The sequence below is a fragment of the Streptomyces sp. NPDC042259 genome (assembly GCF_055582085.1).
Map to the genome: position 1 here is coordinate 99,893 of NZ_JBVJDW010000012.1, position 17,833 is coordinate 117,725.

The 17,833-nt window shown below is 71.5% G+C and carries 15 protein-coding genes; 12 read left to right on the forward strand and 3 right to left on the reverse strand.

All coding sequences use genetic code 11. The features are described from left to right. The first annotated feature begins 6 nt into the window (after nt 1–6). The 5 genes from ACZ6MA_RS27625 (at nt 7) to ACZ6MA_RS27645 (ending at nt 4,423) form a co-directional block, all read left to right on the forward strand. On the forward strand, nt 7–954 hold the full coding sequence (locus ACZ6MA_RS27625) for an ABC transporter permease (RefSeq protein ID WP_469436849.1): 948 nt from the start codon (nt 7–9) through the stop codon (nt 952–954). Beyond that, nucleotides 951–1,937, forward strand: coding sequence for an ABC transporter permease (locus tag ACZ6MA_RS27630; RefSeq protein ID WP_469436851.1), 987 nt, complete (start codon nt 951–953; stop codon nt 1,935–1,937). Before ACZ6MA_RS27625 ends, ACZ6MA_RS27630 begins: the two co-directional genes overlap by 4 nt. Next, nucleotides 1,937–2,959, forward strand: coding sequence for an ABC transporter ATP-binding protein (locus ACZ6MA_RS27635; protein ID WP_469436852.1), 1,023 nt, complete (start codon nt 1,937–1,939; stop codon nt 2,957–2,959). The genes ACZ6MA_RS27630 and ACZ6MA_RS27635 overlap by 1 nt, the downstream gene beginning before the upstream one ends. Further along, nucleotides 2,956–3,936 carry an ABC transporter ATP-binding protein gene (locus ACZ6MA_RS27640; protein ID WP_469436854.1) on the forward strand — a complete coding sequence of 327 codons (981 nt, stop codon included), beginning with the start codon at nt 2,956–2,958 and terminating at the stop codon, nt 3,934–3,936. The genes ACZ6MA_RS27635 and ACZ6MA_RS27640 overlap by 4 nt, the downstream gene beginning before the upstream one ends. A gap of 163 nt (nt 3,937–4,099) precedes the next feature. Continuing rightward, the gene (locus tag ACZ6MA_RS27645) at nt 4,100–4,423 is read left to right on the forward strand and encodes a nuclear transport factor 2 family protein (RefSeq protein ID WP_469436856.1); all 324 of its coding nucleotides are present in this window, start codon (nt 4,100–4,102) and stop codon (nt 4,421–4,423) included. A 37-nt stretch (nt 4,424–4,460) separates the two neighbouring features. Here the strand turns inward: ACZ6MA_RS27645 and ACZ6MA_RS27650 are convergent, their stop codons facing one another. Continuing rightward, a complete protein-coding gene (locus tag ACZ6MA_RS27650; RefSeq protein WP_469436857.1) occupies nt 4,461–5,591 on the reverse strand; it encodes an FAD-dependent oxidoreductase in 1,131 nt (376 codons plus the stop codon). A 272-nt stretch (nt 5,592–5,863) separates the two neighbouring features. Beyond that, entirely contained in the window at nt 5,864–8,431 is a 2,568-nt protein-coding gene (locus tag ACZ6MA_RS27655; protein ID WP_469436858.1) for a SpoIIE family protein phosphatase, read from the reverse strand. 690 nt (nt 8,432–9,121) lie between these two features. Between ACZ6MA_RS27655 and ACZ6MA_RS27660 the strand changes: the two genes are divergently transcribed. The 6 genes from ACZ6MA_RS27660 (at nt 9,122) to ACZ6MA_RS27685 (ending at nt 16,404) form a co-directional block, all read left to right on the forward strand. After that, nucleotides 9,122–9,316 carry a hypothetical protein gene (locus ACZ6MA_RS27660; protein ID WP_469436860.1) on the forward strand — a complete coding sequence of 65 codons (195 nt, stop codon included), beginning with the start codon at nt 9,122–9,124 and terminating at the stop codon, nt 9,314–9,316. A 309-nt stretch (nt 9,317–9,625) separates the two neighbouring features. Then, nucleotides 9,626–11,260: a ribosomal protection-like ABC-F family protein gene (gene abc-f, locus ACZ6MA_RS27665; RefSeq protein WP_469436862.1), complete on the forward strand. Its 1,635-nt coding sequence runs from the start codon at nt 9,626–9,628 to the stop codon at nt 11,258–11,260. 97 nt (nt 11,261–11,357) lie between these two features. After that, nucleotides 11,358–11,918 carry a CGNR zinc finger domain-containing protein gene (locus tag ACZ6MA_RS27670; protein ID WP_469436863.1) on the forward strand — a complete coding sequence of 187 codons (561 nt, stop codon included), beginning with the start codon at nt 11,358–11,360 and terminating at the stop codon, nt 11,916–11,918. Between the two features lie 206 nt (nt 11,919–12,124). Further along, nucleotides 12,125–13,087, forward strand: coding sequence for a quinone oxidoreductase family protein (locus ACZ6MA_RS27675; RefSeq protein WP_469436864.1), 963 nt, complete (start codon nt 12,125–12,127; stop codon nt 13,085–13,087). A gap of 64 nt (nt 13,088–13,151) precedes the next feature. Then, on the forward strand, nt 13,152–13,757 hold the full coding sequence (locus ACZ6MA_RS27680) for a TetR/AcrR family transcriptional regulator (protein WP_469436865.1): 606 nt from the start codon (nt 13,152–13,154) through the stop codon (nt 13,755–13,757). Nucleotides 13,758–14,022: 265 nt separating this feature from the next. Then, a complete protein-coding gene (locus ACZ6MA_RS27685) occupies nt 14,023–16,404 on the forward strand; it encodes a collagenase (RefSeq protein ID WP_469436866.1) in 2,382 nt (793 codons plus the stop codon). Between the two features lie 113 nt (nt 16,405–16,517). Here ACZ6MA_RS27685 and ACZ6MA_RS27690 read toward each other — a convergent pair whose 3' ends face one another. After that, entirely contained in the window at nt 16,518–17,084 is a 567-nt protein-coding gene (locus tag ACZ6MA_RS27690) for a hypothetical protein (protein WP_469436867.1), read from the reverse strand. 83 nt (nt 17,085–17,167) lie between these two features. Between ACZ6MA_RS27690 and ACZ6MA_RS27695 the strand changes: the two genes are divergently transcribed. Beyond that, nucleotides 17,168–17,827 carry an MSMEG_1061 family FMN-dependent PPOX-type flavoprotein gene (locus tag ACZ6MA_RS27695; RefSeq protein ID WP_469436869.1) on the forward strand — a complete coding sequence of 220 codons (660 nt, stop codon included), beginning with the start codon at nt 17,168–17,170 and terminating at the stop codon, nt 17,825–17,827. Nucleotides 17,828–17,833 lie beyond the last annotated feature (6 nt).

A 17,833-nucleotide genomic window follows, 5' to 3' on the forward strand; every position in this document is an offset into this window, starting at 1 on the left:
CACACCATGACCACCACCCCACCCACCGCGACCAGCGCCCCCACGGGCCATGCGACAAGCAGCGGCCCCTGGCGGCTCGCCCGCACCGAACTGCTCCGACGCACCTCGGTGCGGATCTCCCTCCTCGTCGTCGCGCTCTTCCTGCTCATGGCCGCGGGCGCCCCGCTGCTGAGCGCCCTCGCCGGCTGGACACCCGAGGAATTCGACAAGAGCGCCGTCGACCCCTACCTCGGCGGCCAGCCCCTCGGCCCGCTCGGTGGCATCTCCGCCGACCACTGGCTCGGCGTGGAACCCGTCACCGGCCGCGACCTCTTCACCCGCGTCGTGCACGGCGCCCGGGTATCGCTGCTCATCGCCCTGACCGCCACCGCGATCGTCGTCGTCGCCGGAACGGCGGCCGGCATCGCGGCGGGCTACTTCGGCGGCCGCACCGACACCGTCCTGTCCCGCCTGATGGACCTCACCATGTCCTTCCCCTCCCTCATCTTCATGATCGCGACGATGTCGGTGGCCAAGGACGTCAACCGGATCGTGCTGATGACCGCCGTCATCGGACTGTTCGGCTGGCCCGGCATCGCCCGCGTCGTGCGCGGGCAGACCCTCTCCCTCAAACACCGCGAATACGTCGACGCCGCCCGCGTCGGCGGCTCGGGCCCCTGGCGCATCCTCACCCGCGACATCCTCCCCGGCGTGCTCGGACCCGTCATCGCGTACACCACCCTCGTCGTCCCCGGCATGATCGCCACCGAGGCCGCCCTCAGCTACCTGGGCGTCGGCGTCCGGCCGCCCACTCCCTCCTGGGGGCAGATGATCGCCGAAAGCGTCGCCTTCTACGACACCGACCCCATGTACTTCGTCGTCCCGAGCGGCTGCCTGTTTCTGACGGTCCTCGCCTTCACGCTGCTCGGCGACGCACTGCGCGACGTCCTCGACCCCCGGAGCGGCCGCGCATGACCCTCTACATCGGCCGCCGGCTCCTCGGCGTCATCGGGGTGCTCCTCGCCATCGCCGCCGTCACCTTCACCATCTTCTACGTACTGCCCTCCGACCCCGCGGCCGCGGCCTGCGGCAAGTCGTGCAGCGCCGAACGGCTCACCGCCATCCGCGCCCACATGGGCCTCGACCGGCCGCTGTGGCGGCAGTTCGCGGACTTCACCACCGGCATCTTCACCGGCCGGACCGTGGGCAGCGGCCAGTACGCCCTGCACTGCGACTTCCCCTGCCTCGGCTACTCCTACGAGAACTCACAGGCCGTCTGGGACCTGCTCATGGACCGCCTGCCGGTCTCGGCGTCCCTCGCCCTGGGCGCGGCCCTGCTCTGGCTGCTGCTCGGCCTCACGGCCGGGGTCACCGCGGCACTGCACAAGGACACCCTCACCGACCGTGCCCTGATGGTCGGCGCCGTCGCCACCGCCTCCCTGCCGGTCTACTTCACCTCGATGATGCTCATCTACGGCCTCATCCGCGTCGCCGGACTGCTGCCCTACCCGACCTACGTCCCCTTCGGCCACGACCCCCTGGACTGGGCGTCGAACCTGCTCCTGCCCTGGCTGGCGCTGGCCGTGCTGTACGCCGCGATGTACGCGCGACAAAGCCGCAACTCGATGATCGAGACGATGGCGGAGCCCTACATCCGCACCGCCCGCGCCAAGGGCCTGCCGCGCCGCACCGTCGTCGTCAAGCACGGGCTGCGGGCGGGGATGACCCCGATCCTCACCCTCTTCGGCATGGACCTCGGCGGACTGCTCGCGGGAGCGGTCATCACCGAGTCCATCTTCGGGCTCCCCGGCATCGGACGGCTCTTCTACGGCGCGCTGTCCACCGGCGACCAACCGGTCATCCTCGGCGTCACCCTGCTGGCCGCCGCCTTCATCGTCGTCGCCAACCTGGCCGTCGACCTGCTCTACGCCGTCGTCGACCCGCGAGTGAGGTACTGATGGCCGCCGGACAACCGCCGCTGCTCCACGTGCGCGACCTCGACGTCACCTTCCCCACCCGGCACGGCCCCGCACGCGTCGTGGACTCCCTGAGCCTGTCGGTCCACCGCGGCCGGACCCTGGGCATCGTCGGCGAATCCGGCTCCGGCAAATCCGTCACCTCCATGGCGGTCATGGGCCTGCACACCGACGCCGACGTCACCGGCTCCATCACCCTCGACGGCCGGGAACTCGTGGGCCTCCCCGAGCGGGAGCTGCGCCGGCTGCGCGGCCGCCGGATGGCGATGATCTTCCAGGACCCGCTCTCCAGCCTCCACCCCTACTACACCGTCGGCGAGCAGATCGCCGAACACCACCGCGTCCACTTCGGCTCCCGCCGCGCGACGGCCCGCAGACGGGCCGTCGAGATGCTCGGCGAGGTCGGCATCCCCGAGCCCGCACGCCGGGCGGGGGAGTACCCGCACCAGTTCTCCGGCGGCATGCGCCAGCGCGTCATGATCGCCATGGCACTCGCCTGCGAACCCGAGCTGCTCATCGCCGACGAGCCGACCACCGCACTCGACGTCACCGTCCAGGCACAGATCCTGGAGCTGATCGCCCGCCTGCAGGCCGAGCGCGGACTCGCCGTCGTCATGATCACCCACGATCTGGGCGTCGTCGCCCGCGTGGCCCAGGACGTGCTGGTGATGTACGGCGGCCGCGCGGCCGAACAGGCCCCGGTGGACTCCCTCTTCGCCGCACCGGCCCACCCCTACACCCGGGGTCTGCTCGACTCCCTGCCCCGCCTCGACGACGGCGACGACCAGCCGCTGCGGACCATCCCCGGCAGCCCGCCCTCCCTGCTCGCCCCCACCCCCGGGTGCGCCTTCGCGCCGCGCTGCCCGCGCGCGGCGGCCGCGACACCGTCCGACCGCGCCCGCTGCACGGAGAGCAGACCCGAACTCACGCCGTCCCTCGGCCATCTGGTCGCCTGTCACCTGTCCCGGCACACCGCTGCCCACCCGTGCGGAGGCACCCGATGACCGCGCCGGCCGAACCCCTGCTCTCCGTCCGGGACGTCACCATGACCTTCCCCGGCAAGCGGCGCCGCTCGGCCCCCGTACGAGCCGTCGACGGCGTCACCTTCGACGTGGCGGCGGGGGAGACCCTGGGGCTGGTCGGCGAATCCGGCTGCGGGAAGTCCACCACCGGCCGCATGATCGTCCGACTGCTGGAACCGACCGCCGGATCGATCACCTACGACGGCCGCGACATCAGCCATCTGCGCCCGCGCGAACTCAAACCGCTCCGCCGGGACCTGCAGATGGTCTTCCAGGATCCGCACTCCTCCCTCAACCCGCGCCAGACGGTGGCCCGGATCATCGCCGACCCGCTGCTCGCACAGGGACATGCGGCGACGCGCGCCCGCGCCCGGGCGGCGGAGCTGATGGAACTCGTGGGACTGATCCCCGAGCACCTCGACCGCTACCCGCACGAGTTCTCCGGCGGGCAGGCGCAGCGCGTCGGCATCGCCCGCTCCCTCGCCACCGGCCCCCGCCTGATCGTCGCCGACGAGCCCGTCTCGGCCCTGGACGTCTCCGTACAGGCCCAGATCGTCAACCTGATGGAACGGCTGCGACGGGAACTCGGGCTCGCCTACCTCTTCATCGCCCACGACCTGTCGGTGGTGAAACGGGTGTGCGACCGGGTGGCCGTGATGTATCTGGGGCGGATCGTCGAACTGGGCACCAAGGAGCGGGTGTACGCGGCCCCGGCCCATCCCTACACCCGGGCCCTGCTGTCGGCCGTGCCGCTGCCCGACCCGGCCGCCGAACGCGAACGGGAGCGGATCACCCTCCTCGGCGACCCGCCGAGCCCGGCCGCACCCCCGCCCGGCTGCACCTTCCACCCGCGCTGCCACAAGGCACGGGACATCTGCCGGAGCGAGGCGCCGCCCCTGCGGATCGCGGTACCGGGCGAGGCGCGGGAAGTGGCCTGCCACTTCCCCGAGGAGCCCTGAGCGCGGGGCACGGCGGGCCGTGGCCGTCGACGGCGGACAAGCCGGTGAAGATCCGGTTCATCCTGATGGCGCGTTCACGCGGCGGCCCGCCCGGGCAGCCTCATCGGGCGGCGGAAGACCCGGACGCCGCCCCGCCCCCTTCCTTCTTACCCGGAGACAAAACATGAGCATCCCCGTCGACCGACTCAGCGACCCGGCCGTCCGCGCCCTGGTCACCGCTCTCAACGCCAACGACCAGCAAGCGTTCTACGACGCCCTGACGCCGGGTGCGACGATGTCCGACGACGGCTCGGACCGCGATGTGCGGGATTGGGCGGAGCGCGAGATCTTCTCCTCCAACGGGCACATGGATGTCGAATCCGAGGCGGACGACGGGCGCTCGCTCGTGGCCGACTACCGCAATGACACCTGGGGCGCGATGCGCACCACGTGGGCGTTCACCGTCGACGGCGGCAAGGTGAGCCGTTTCGAGACCGGGCAGGCGTAGAACCGGGGCTCCACGCGCTCCGCACCGTGTGTTCTTGCTACGCGGACTGCTCATGCCGGGTGAACGCGGCGACCAGGTCGTGGGGCGTGGTGGTGCCGTCCCCGTGCATCTCGGCCCCCTCGAAGGTGGCAGCCGCGGCGCTGCGGGGGAACATGGCCTCCTCGAACGCGGTGAGCGCGGCCTCGATGTCGTCGGGGTGCGCGGCGAGGGCCTGGCCGAGCTCGGCGCCGTCGAGCATGGCCAGGTTGGCGCCTTCGCCGTTCGGGGCCGAGAGGTGGGCGGCGTCACCGAGCAGGGTCACCCCCGGCACCCGGTCCCACCGGTGCCCGGTCGGCAGAGCGAAGAGGGGACGCAGGACCGGCGCGATGTCACCATCGGTGATCAACGCGATGAGATCCGGCGCCCAGCCGTCGAATTCCCGCGCGATCCGCGCGGTGGCCGCGGCGGCATCGGTGAAGTCGATGGCGGCGAACCAGTCCTGCGGCTCGGATATCCCGATGTACGCGTGCAGGGTGTCGCCCTTCTCCCGGTGGGCGAAGATCTCCCTGTTCGGCGCGGCCGCGATCATCGACCCGCCGCCGACCGTCTTCGCGACGGCGGGGTGCCGGGTTCCGGCGTCGAACAGGAAGGTCTCGACGACCGACTTCCCGTCGTACGCGGGTGTGGCGGGGGACAGCAGCGGCCGGACCCGGGACCACGCGCCGTCCGCACCGACCAGCAGGCTGGTGACGACGGTGCCGCCGTCGGCGAACGTCACCTCGTGGCGGCCCTCGCCGAGGGCACGGGTACCGGTGACCTTGTGCCCCCACCGGACGGTGCCGGCCGGGAGCGAGTCGAGCAGGATCTGCCGCAACTCACCGCGCTGCACCTCGGGGCGTCCCCCCGTACCGTCGTCGGCCTTGTCGAACAGGACGGTACCGTCCGGGTCGAGGACCCGCATCGCCTGGCGGCCCTCCAGGATCAGGCCGCGGAACTCGTCCATCAAACCGGCCGCTTCGAGGGCGATCTGACCGTTGTAGTCGTGGATGTCGAGCATGCCGCCCTGAGCGCGCGCGGTCGGGGAGGGCTCCGCCTCGTAGACCGTGGCCGGTATTCCGTGGACGTGCAGAACGCGCGCGAGCGTGAGGCCGCCGAGCCCGGCGCCGATGATCGTGACGTGAGTGGACATGGTGGGAGTACCTTCTGGATCGTGGACCGCTGGACGGACACCGGCGGGTCACGCCCGGGCGCGCGGTTCCAGCACGTCGGGAGCGGGTGAGCCGGTGGCCGGTGCCGTTGATGACCGGCGCCGACGAGATCCACTGTCCCCGCGGCCGTCGACGGATCACCGACACGGCACCGACACATCACCGACCCCACCGACAACCACCCGACATCGCAGAACAGGCGGCTACGGGACGCGCTTGCGATGTGTCGCCGAAGCCTCGCACAGACCGTCCGTCACGAGGACGCGGGCAGGTGGATGTCGAGGAGGCACACGTCGTCCCGCTGCTCGTCCGGGAGGAGGAGACGGGACAGCAGGGCGTCGAGCGAGCCGGGGCCGCCCGCGGACAGCTCGGTCTCGGCGGCGCGGGCGAGGCGGTCGAGCCCCTCGTCCAAGTGCTCCCCGGGACGTTCGATCAGACCGTCGGTGTACAGCAGCAGATGGTCGCCGGGCGCGATCTGGCACACGGCCTCGCCGAAGGTGGGCCGCAGCGTGGCGCCGAGCAGCATGCCCTCCGGCGGAGCGAGGAACTCCGCCTTCCCGTCGCGTACGAGCAGGGGCGGCGGATGGCCCGCCTGGACCCAGGTCAGGCAGCGGTCGGCGGGGTCGTAGCGGCCGAGCACGAGGGTGGCGGTGGCATGGTGGTCACGGGTGTGCAGCAGCAGGGTGTTGAGCCGGTGCAGCGCGCCCGTGAGCGACGAACCGGTGACGATCATGCCCTTGGCCGTGAAGCGCAGCTGGGCCATCGTGGCCACCGCGTCGATGCCGTGCCCGGCCACGTCACCGACCGCGAAGAGCACACCGCCGCCGGGCATTTCGAGGGCGCTGTACCAGTCGCCGCCCACGTTGAGGTCGTCGTGGGAGGGAAGGTAGGCGACGTCGACGCGCAGATCGCCCAGGTGCAGCGACTGCCCGGGCAGCGGCAGCAGGGCGTGCTGCAGACGGGCGGCGACCGTCCGTTCCACCTGCAGGATGTTGCGCTGGGCCAGCACGGCCTGGCGGGACTTCGTCAGGGCCAGTTCGGCGGTGCGCTGCGCTGTGACGTTCTGGACGAAACCGTGCACTTCGACGGGTGTGCCGTGGGCGTCCTGCACCGCTTCGGCGACGACCCGCAGATGCCGGACACCATCCCGCGTCGCGATCCGGACCTGGTGGTCGACGGGCGTGCCCGCTTCCAGGAGGTCCCGGAGCGCGCGGTCGAAGTCCGGGGCGTCCTCCGGCAGGACGTCCCCGGGGAACGCGTCGAGGGGCAGCGGACCCCACTCCGGGTCACGGTCGAGGACGGCGTGGACCTGCGGTGACCAGGTGATGGCGCCGGTGATGAGGTTCCAGTCCGTCCAGCCGAGGTTGCCGAGCCGCTGCAGGTCGGCCAGGAGTGCCTGCTGCCGGGCGACGTCGTCGTGCCCCGTCCAGGTGACCACGAGGGCGTCACCGAGTTTCACCGCACGAACGGAGTAGTAGGAGCGCTGCGGCAGGCCGGCGACGACCTCCTCATAGGCGAAGGGCTCGCCCTCGTAGATCGCCCCCGTGGCGAGTGTCCGCAGGTAGCCCTGCCAGACGTCGGCGCCGGCCACCGTGGGGTAGCACTCCAGGACCCGCAGCCCGACGAGCCGGCGGCCGCGTCGGCCGGCGATGTCGACGGAACGCGGCGCGGCGGCGTCGATGCGGAAGTCCTCGACGTCACCCGCCGGTGAACGCAAGGGGGTGAGGAGTATGGCGGGCCCCGGGAGGACGTCGAAGACGGCCTGGACGAGCGCGGCCGTGCCCGCCTCGGAGCCTTCCGCGCGGCCCGGCCGCGCGGGCCGCCCGGCGGGCACGCACCATCCGGACACCTCCGGGGCACCGTACCTCGCGGCCGGGCCGGGGCCTTGGTCCGGCCGGAGCGGCCCCGGGGGCGCGTTCCCCGCGCGGAGGCCGCCGGCGCACAACCGGGCGACCGAGCGCAGCAGCTCCCGCACGTCCTCGCCGAAGGGGGCGTCCACCGTGCGCAGGACGCCGAGGGCCGCGGTGACCCTGCCGTCGGTGGTGACCGGGAGCCAGGCCCGGGTGCGCCACTTCTGCGGCGGCTGTCCGATCAGGTGGTAGCGCTGTGCGTCCTGCGCCGGGTCCTCCAGCCATATGGCTTCGCCGCGGCGGACGGTGTCCAGGGCGGCGATGCCCCCGATGGGCGGCACGGACCGCCACTGGGCGGCGACGGCGGCTCCGGCGCCGGCGTGCCCGACGAGCTCCAGGGCATCGTGCGCGGTGCGGGAGAAGAGGAGAACGGCGTCGGCCCCGACCGGGGGCCCGGCCAGGTGGTCCAGCAGCCGTTCCGCGACGTCCTGCGGGCAGGTGGCACCCGTGAGCGCCCTGCCGAGGCTGCCGAGGAGCGCGGCGCCGGAGGGCACGCGCGGCTCCGTGCCGGATTCCGGCGCCCGCCCGGCCCGGCCGGTGGCGGGGGCCGGGCGGGCGCCCGCCGGCTTCGCCGATCCCTGTCCGGGGACCTCGGGAACGTCCGTGACGCTCTGGACGGGGAGGAAGGGCGGCCGGGCCGCCTGCGGGGCGTCACCGAGGACGATCCAGCACTCCTCGGTCAGCGTGCGGCCTTCGGCGCGCGCCCGTCGCGTCAGCTCCTCGTGCGCCTCCGCGGCCGAGCATCCCGACCGCGCCATCAGGAGGCCTGTGGCACGCTCGAGTACGGCCGCGGTGGACGCCTGCTGGCGCAGGCGCTCGTTCTCGGCGCGCAACGCGGCCACGACCTTGGCCAGCGCGACGACGTCCGGCGCGATACCGGACTCCTCGTCCTTGACAGGTTCGCTCGTCACGTCACTGAGGATGTCATAGGCGGCAGCCCCAGGGCCCCTGTGCGCGGGCGCCGGCACCCGGCCGGACGGAGGAAGCCGTGTCCGGCTCGCGCGACCGGCGGCGGATCGGGTACGGGGCGTACGAACCGATGTGCCGTCCTTCCCCCCGGCGAACCCGGCCAATCCGGGCTTCCGGCCGACGGACGCTCCCGCGCGACCGCCACCCGTCGCGGGCTGCCCGGGCGTCTACCTGCGGTGATACGCCTGTCAGGCCCATTCGGCAGGGATTTGGTCAACCGCCATCCTCGAAATTCATCATTTCGAGGCCAAGCCGCGCGGGGCAACTCCGCCCGCCCGCCGTCTTTTGCCGCTAGGGCCCGCCCGGTGGATCCGTCGGGGCCGGCGCGGCGCCCAATCAAGCCCGTCCGGCGATTGAGGACGCGCCCGCAGGGCGCCCGCCCCGCCGAGCGCTATCGGCTCCGTTTCGGATCGCTGGGGTGATCAATCACCCCTGGCGTGTGCCGACTTGATGCGTCACCTGTTTGACCGGTGACGCGCGCTGTGCCACAGTCGTCTGGCACGCTCAAGACGGTCGTCACGACCCCGCGGGGCGCGGATCGGCGCTCGGTCTGGGGACCGGCTGCGGATCGACCGGCACGGCCGAGAGGTGCGGTCAAAGCACAGCGGTACCGAGAGGGCGGGAGAAGAACGATGAACGACCACGGCACGCACGACAGGGCTTCGGTGACGCGCCACGCGCGGTTCGGCGCACTGCCCGAGCGGATCGCCTACGAGGACATGGTGAAGACGAAGGCGGCTTCCTCAAGCGGCCCCGCACACGAGACCGGCGACCCCGAGGGAATGAGGAATCTCCTTCCCTGCCTGGCATGGGACCTGGCGCTCTGAAAAACGTGCCGCCGCCGTAAAAAAGGGCTTGCCGGCTGCCGTGCGCGGCCTGATACGGTGACGTCGGCAGTGATCCTTCGTTGAGGAGTCCAGACATGGCGGGTGACGACGACATCTCCGGGTGATACCCGGAGCTGATCGACCACCGGCAGGCGCCCACTCTTGGCGGCGCCGCCGCGGTGGTCATCTCGTCGTCCCCTCTTTCCCTGTCTCAGGGGCAGTGCCTTCGCATGACGATTTCCGCTGATTTCCGCACACGCGGTTTCTTCAGCGAAGCGGCCTGCCCTCTTTCCCTCATGAGGTCATCCCATGTCCGACGCTTCCGTCATCTGCTCCCAGCTGTCCTTCTCCTGGCCCGACGGCACCCCGGTCTTCGCGGACCTGTCCTTCACCCTCGGCGCCGGCCGCACGGGCCTTGTCGCGCCCAACGGATCCGGCAAGAGCACCCTGCTGAAACTGATCGCCGGTGAACTGCGCCCCACCGCAGGGTCGTCGACCGTGCACGGCACCATCGGCTACCTCCCGCAGAACCTTCCCTTCGCGGGCGAACCGACGGTGGCCGAAGTCCTGGGTGTCGACGCGGTCATCCGCGCCATCGACGCCGTCGAGTCCGGTGACGTGAGTGAGGAACACTTCACGACCATCGGCGACGACTGGGACATCGAGGAACGCACCCGCGCCCAACTCGACCGGCTCGGCCTCGCCCATCTCGCCCTGGACCGGACCCTGGGCACCCTCAGCGGCGGGCAGATCGTCAGCCTCGGTCTGGCGGCTCAGCTGCTCAAGCGCCCCGACGTGCTGCTGCTGGACGAACCGACCAACAACCTCGACCTCGAAGCCCGCCACAAGCTCTACGACGTGCTCGCGGACTGGAGCGGCAGTCTGCTGCTCGTCAGCCACGACCGGGCCCTGCTGGACCGCATGGAGCGCATCGCCGAACTCGACGGCGGCGAACTGCGGCTGTACGGAGGAAACTTCACCGCGTACGAGCAGGCGGTACGAGCCGAGCAGGAGGTCGCGGAGAAGAACGTACGCAACGCCGAACAGGAGCTGAAGCGGGAGAAACGCGAGATGCAGCAGGCCCGCGAGCGGGCCGAGCGACGCGCGAGCAACGCCGCCCGCAACCTCAAGAACGCCGGCCTGCCGCGCATCTTCGCCGGGAACATGAAGCGCGGCGCCCAGGAATCCGCCGGCCGGGCGGGCCAGACGCACGCCACCCGCGTCGGCGAGGCACAGGCCCGGCTCGACGAAGCGGGACGCGCCCTGCGGGACGAACAGCGGCTCGTCCTGGAGCTGCCCGACACCGGCGTCCCCGCCGGGCGCACCGTCATCCTGGGCGAGCGGATGCGGATCCGTCACGGCGAGCGCGACCTGTTCGCGGGCGCCGGTGTCGACCTCACGATCCGCGGGCCCGAACGCATCGCGCTCACCGGGCCCAACGGCGCCGGCAAGACCACACTGCTGCGGCTGATCGCCGGTGACCTCGCGCCGGACAGCGGGAACATCAAGCGCGCCGAGGGGCGGATTGCGTCCCTGTCACAGCGACTGGACCTGCTCGACCCGGACCGCACCGTGGCCGAGAACTTCGCGGTGTCCGCCCCGCACCGGCCGGAGGCGGAGCGGATGAACCTGCTCGCGCGCTTCCTGTTCCGCGGCCCCCGGGCACACCTGCCCGTGCGCGTACTCTCCGGCGGTGAACGCCTGCGCGCCACCCTTGCCTGCGTCCTGTGTGCCGAACCGGCCCCACAACTCCTGCTGTTGGACGAACCGACGAACAACCTCGACCTGGTCGGCGTGGGACAGCTGGAGAGCGCCCTGGCGTGTTATCGCGGCGCGTTCGTGGTGGTCAGCCACGACGAGCGCTTCCTCCAACGGATCGGTGTCGACCGCTGGCTGCGGGTCGACGCCGGCCGGCTGACGGAGACGGGGGCACCGCACGCCTGAGCCGCCGACGTGCCGCACCCGGTGGGCCCGGGGAGGGGCCTCCGGGTGCGGTCGGCGTTCCTTGCACGTGCCCGGAGTCACCCACCAAGATGGTGACGTGAACCTGGAACATGTCTTCGTGTGCGGCCACCCGGCCCTGGACTTCGCGGCCACGCTCCGGGCCCGGCGCACGGCGCGGTTCGAGATGTTCGCGGCACCGGACCGTCTGGACGCGTGGTACGTGGAATCCGGCATCGTCGACTCCGTCTCGCCCGCCCGGCAGGCCGACGTGGAGCGGACGAGGACCGTACGCGAAGCCCTCTACCGGCTGATCACCGCCCGGCGCCTCGGTTCGGACTTCGACGACGAGGCGCTGGCCGTGCTCAACGACGCGGCCCGCGTGGCGCCCGCGGCCCCGCGGCTGACCCACTCCGGCCGCTGGACGGCGGCGACGCAGCGCGAAGCGCTGTCCGCCGTCGCCCGGCACGCGGTGGAGCTGCTGAGCGGCCCGGACGTCCCCCTGCTCAAGGAGTGCGGCAACCCCGAGTGCACCCGGGTCTACCTCGACCGCTCGCGCGGCAAACGACGGCAGTGGTGCGGCATGGAGTCCTGCGGCAACAAGATCAAGGCCGCGGCGTACCGCGCCCGCAGGAAGACCGCGGTCACCCCCGCGGGTTGACCGCGGGCCCCGCGCCCCCCCGCATGCGGTCGGTGGGGTGCCGGCCGTGGGCATCGATATGAACCGGGTAACGGGCCCGATCCCGCCTGGCCCGCGGCCCCTTTGGACTTGCCGGTCCAATTCGGGCTGCCTACGGTTCCCTTCGCACCACAGGTTCCGTTCGCACCACATCACCCCACGCTCACCCGCACAGAAAGGTGCTGCCCATGCACGCGATCCGTATCGAGGAACACGGCGGTCCCGAGGTCATGCGCTGGATGGAGCTGCCGGACCCGGCCCCCGGGCCCGGTGAGGCGCTGGTCCGGCTCGGTGTCGCGGGAGTGAACTACATGGACATCGGCGCCCGTGCGCAGGGCGGCTCCGGCTGGGACGCCCCCGCGGTCCTGGGCGTCGAAGGGGTGGGATACGTCACCGCGCTGGGGGAGGGCACCGAAGGCCTGGCCGTCGGAGACCGGGTGGCGTGGTTCTACCACCCGGGCAGCTACGCGGAGTTACTCGCCGTTCCGGCGGACTCGCTGGTCAAGGTGCCCGACGGCATCACCGACGAGACCGCCGCCGCCGTCATGCTCCAGGGGCTCACCGCCAACCACCTCAGCACGCAGACCTACGCGATCGGTCCCGGCGACACGGCGGTGGTGCACGCGGCCGCGGGCGGCGTGGGCCTGCTGCTCACCCAGATGGTCAAGGCCCGTGGCGGTGAGGTGATCGGCCTGGTCTCCCGCGAGGAGAAGTCCGCCGCCGCGCGGGAGGCCGGCGCCGACCACGTGCTCGTCTGGTCCGGTGCCGGATTCGAGGAGCGGATCAGGGAACTGACCGGCGGCCGGGGAGCCGATGTCGTCTACGACGGCGGCGGCACCGAGACGTTCCGCTCCTCACAGCTGGCCCTGCGTCCGCACGGAGTGCACGCCTATTACGGCCCCTTCATGGGAGTTCCCCTGTTCCGGCCGACCGACCTGCCGCACAGCATCATGCTGACCTACCCGGTGGTGCACCATCACGTGTCCACCCGCGAGGCCCTTCTCCACCGCACCGGGGAGATCTTCGACTTGGTCCTCGGTGGTCGGCTCACCCCGCGCATCGGGGGTCACTACCCCCTGGCGGACGCGGCACGGGCCCACGCGGACCTCGCGTCGCGCCGGACCACCGGGAAACTGCTCCTCCTGCCCTGACCAGCCACGAGCAAGCGCGCCCGGACGGATGACGCCGGGCGCGACGCCTCACCCGGGAGGACATGTGTCATTGACCCGCAAGGGCGCCGCGACCAAGCAGCGCATCGTCGAGGGTGCCGCCGAGGAGATCCGTGATCAGGGTGTCTTCTTCCTGCGGCTCGAGGACGTCATGGCACGCACGGCGACCAGCAAGAGCCAGCTGTTCCACTACTTCCCCGGCGGCAAGGACGAACTGCTGCTGGCCGTGGCCCGGCATGAGGCTGCCCGCGTCATCGACGACCAACAGCCGGAGCTGGGCTCCTTGACCAGTTGGGCCGCATGGTGGCAGTGGCGGGACAAGGTGGTGGCCCGCTACCGCGCGCAAGGCGACAACTGCCCACTGCACGCGGCCGTCTCCCAGCTCGGAGCGGCCACGGACGCCGCGCGGGCTGTGGCCCGTGAACTCCTGCGGCGCTGGCAGGGCCAACTCGCCACGGGCATCCGCCACATGCAGCACATCGGCGAGGTGACCCCCGAACTGGACGCCGACCGTGAGGCCGCGGCCCTCCTCGCCGGGATCCAGGGCGGCGTGATGATCCTGCTGATGACGGGAGGCACGGAACACCTGGAAGCCGCCCTAGACCAGGGCATCGCGCGCCTGCGGAGCCTGCCCGCCCCGGCCCCTGGCTGACGGCGGGGAACGCGGTCCGCGCACCGGGGTGCCGTGCGCTTCTCTCCCGTGGCCGGGCCGGGCACCCGCCGGGTGTTTTACCGAACTCGGGGCCGCTGAGGGCTTGTCAGTAACATTTCACATTACTACGTTACACATCACATGGCGCCGCAACGGCCCCCCACGTCCCGCCTGTCGGAAGGCGGCTGAAGCACCGTCGCGCCGCCATCGCACGCCGCTCTTCTCGCGTGCGGCCTCACTCACACCTCCCACACAGGAGTCATCGGTGTCCCAGTCCAGAACCCTGCGCAGATCCCTGCTCACCGCCGCGATAGCGGCGACGCTCTGCGCCACCGCCGTACAGACCGGCTACGCGGACGCCCCCGCGCCCTCGTCGCCCTCGTCCACGGCGTCCCCCTCGACAGCGGCACGCCCGGACGCCCCCACGCCGAACCCGTTCGACGAGGTCACCCGCCTGGCCAAGGCCCCGCGCCCCGCGATGGCGTCCCCGTCCGCGCCGGGCGGCCTCACCGACGGGCGCGTGCCGGGTCCGCACACCGGCACGTCACAGGCCGGCAAGGGCAAGACCGGCAAAGGGAAGGCCGCGTCCCCCGCCCCCACCGTCACCCTCGGGAACACCACCGTTGCCTGCACGCTCGACGGTGTCACCGGTCTCGGCCCCGAGCAGTTCGCCGACTTCCTCGCCGACCCGGCCGTCACCGCCGACGGTTGTCTGCGCCAGATCCTGTGGACGTGGGACCAGCGACTGGCCCCCGTCATGTCGAGGGCCCATGTGCAGGCCGTCTCCCGCCGCATAGAACGCGTGGCGCCCACGCACGACGGGAAGAACGACAGCCACCTGCTGGAGATGTTCACCTACCTCCACGCCGTCGCCTACCACGACTTCTCACGCGACGAGATCGACGTCACCGACGCACCGACCGTGGACGCCATGCGCCGCGCGGTGTACTCCTTCGGCTCGGCCGCCCACACCTTCGACGTCACCCGCACCAACGCCGAATCCCTGCGCGAGGCCCTCTACGCGGCGACCGCACCGGGCCTGCGCCAGCACCAACTGCCGCTCGTCAAAAACGTCCTGACCACGATGGACGCGGCTCACCCCGACACCGCCAAGGACACCTCCTGGGCCGGTGCCGCGCTCGCCGCGCTCTCCCTGAACTATCTGGGCGTCTACCCCGGCAACCACGACAGCGCGTTCCACGCCGCCGTCACCGCCGACTCCTCCTACCGTGCGGCCTTCAAGGCCTTCGCGGGCTACACCCACCTCAAGGGCACGTCCAACGCCTGGGTGGTGCGCGACGCCGTCGGGGAGTACGGACGGATGGGCCAGATCGACGCCCTCAAGGACGAAATCACCTCCGACCTCGGCCGGTTGCTGTCCACCACCGCCGGCAACTTCGGCGAGGGCAGCGAACCCTGGGCCAAGGTCGTCACCTGGCTGAACCAGTTCGACGCCTGCAAGCAGTACGGGGTGTGCAAGGCCGACATCGAACGTCGCATCTTCCCCTCCACCTACACGTACGACAACGGCGGCATCAAGGTCCGCACGGCCCTGCCACGGTCCACCGTCGACCGTCTCTACTACGCGAGCAAGCAGGTCAAGGCCCAGTTCCACCGGGTCCTGGGCACCGAGAAGCCGCTGGCGGGCGACACCAACACCACCCTCAACATCGTGCTGTATGCCTCGCGCGCCGACTACGAGATCTACCACCCGCTGCTGACGGGCATGGGCACCAACAACGGCGGCATCTACATCGAGAACGGCGCCACCTTCTACACCTACGAGCGCCGGGTCCCGCAGGACTCCACCCTCACGCTGGAGGAGCTGTTCCGCCACGAGTACACGCACTACCTCAACGGCCGCTGGGCGGTACCGGGCCTCTTCGGCGAGGGCCCCTGGTACCAGGGCGACCGCACCACCGCGATGGACGAGGGCACGGCGGAGTTCTTCGACGGCTCCACCCGCGACGGCGGCATCAAGGTCCGCAAGTCGCTCGTCCAGAGCATCGTCAACGACACGTCCGGCGGCAAACCGCGCATGACCGTCGACCAACTGCTGCACGCGGAGTACGACAGGGACGGCTTCCGCTTCTACTCCTACGCCGGAACGTTCTTCGAGTTCCTGTGGGCCGAACGCCCGTCACTGCTCAAGGAGATGTACGGCTACACCCGGGCCGACGACCCGGCGGGCTTCGACGCCTGGCGTCACCGGCTCGGCGGGGACGCGAACCTGCAGCGCGCCTACGATGCCTTCCTGGACCGGCAGATCGCCAAGGTCAAGGACCTGTACGTGCCGAACACCACCTTCACTCCCATCAGCCGGCTGGACGCGGGCCACCCCGCCACGATCCGGGCGTCCTTCGCCGCCACGACCGGCAACAAGCCCGACTGCCGCACCGACGGAGACCCACGGCGCCCCCGCTTCACCTGCACGGGCCGGATCACCGCCAATCTGAGCGGCCCGGGCAACGCCGACCTGGTCTTCAAGGACATGTCCGACACGGTCGACTACTTCATTCTCGGCCGCGCGAAGAAGGGCACCAACAACTTCGCCGACATGAACTGCTCCTTCGGCAAGGTCGACATCTGGCCCGACCGCCCCGCGGGCTCGGCGGACTTCACCTGCGAAGGCCCCCTCCGCGGCTGACCGCCTACCCCGAGGCCGCACGCGCCCGCGTGCGGCCTCGCGGGTGCCTCGGGCCGAAGGCGCGCCGGGCGCGACGCCCGCCATCCGCCGCCGCCCCGGCGGCGGGCCCGCGATCAGTGGCCCGGGTCACCGATGACGGCCGCGGCGAGCACGGACCCGGTTCTGATCATGCCGCGCGTGACGTCGTCGATCTGCCTGCGCGCCACGACCGGCAGGCAATCGTCCTCCCATGCCTTGACCGCGCGGTCGCTCAGCTTCCGCCCGGCCTCCTCCGGGGAGCACCCGAGCCGTTCGGCGTGCCGCGCGACCTCGTCCGGCGCGGGCAGCTCCGGCGGGTCGGTCACCCACGCCAGCTCCAGGTGATGGGCGAGCGGGCCGAAGGGCCGGGCCGGGGCGACGTAGGCGCGTATGAGGGTCACCATGGGGCTGCCGGCGGGGGACAGGCCCGGCCACCGCTCGACGAGTCCGTCCGCCATGCTCACCAGGTCGGTGAGCCATGCCAGGTACTGCGTCGTCCAGGGGCCCCACGGCTCCGGCCGCACGGGCATCACCGGACGGGGGGTCTGCTGCAGTTCGCCCCGGCGGAAGAGGAACTCCCCGCCGAGTGCCTGTTCGTTCTCGGTCGGGACCCAGTCCCGCTGGCGCAGAGCGGCCTCGATGGCCTCGACGGTGTCGGTCACCCCGCCACCGTACGGCCCTCGGCCGTCGCCCGCGGCGGCGGACTCACTGGGCAGGTTCGAGTGCGTGTTCTAGGGTTCGCCGTATGACTGACGCCGTCACCACCAGCTTGTTCGACGAGCTGCGCAAGGATTCCCTACAAGACGTCGCGGGGCTGCGTTCGCTGTACGAGATGCCGGGCGCCGCCGCTCTCCGCAAGGAGATGAATCACCTCACCGACAAGACACGGGAGTTGGTGGGCCTTTCCTCCCTCGTCTTCGTCGCCACGGCCGACGCGGACGGCCGCTGCGACTCGACCCCGCGCGGCGGGCCGGCCGGCTTCGTGGCCGTGCTCGACGAGCGGACCCTCGTCATCCCCGACGCCACCGGCAACAAGCGCCTCGACAGCATGCTGAACGTCCTGGAGAACGGCCATGTCGGTCTGCTCTTCGTGATCCCCGGCCGCACGACCACGCTGCGGGTGAACGGCCGGGCGTGCGTCTCCGCGCGGCCCGAACTCCTCGACCGGCTGACCGCGGTGGGAAAGCGGCCGGTCAGCGCGCTGGTGGTGGAGATCGACGAGGTGTACCCGCACTGCCCCAAGGCCCTGTTGCGTGGCGCCGCCTGGAAGCCCGACGAGTGGCTCGCGCCCGACGCGCAGCCCACCTCCGCCGAAGTGACGCTCGCCCAATTGCGCCTGCCCGACCTCACCCTTGAAGAAGTGCGACGGAGCGAGGAGGAGTCCCTCAAGTACCGGTACGCGTAGCCGACG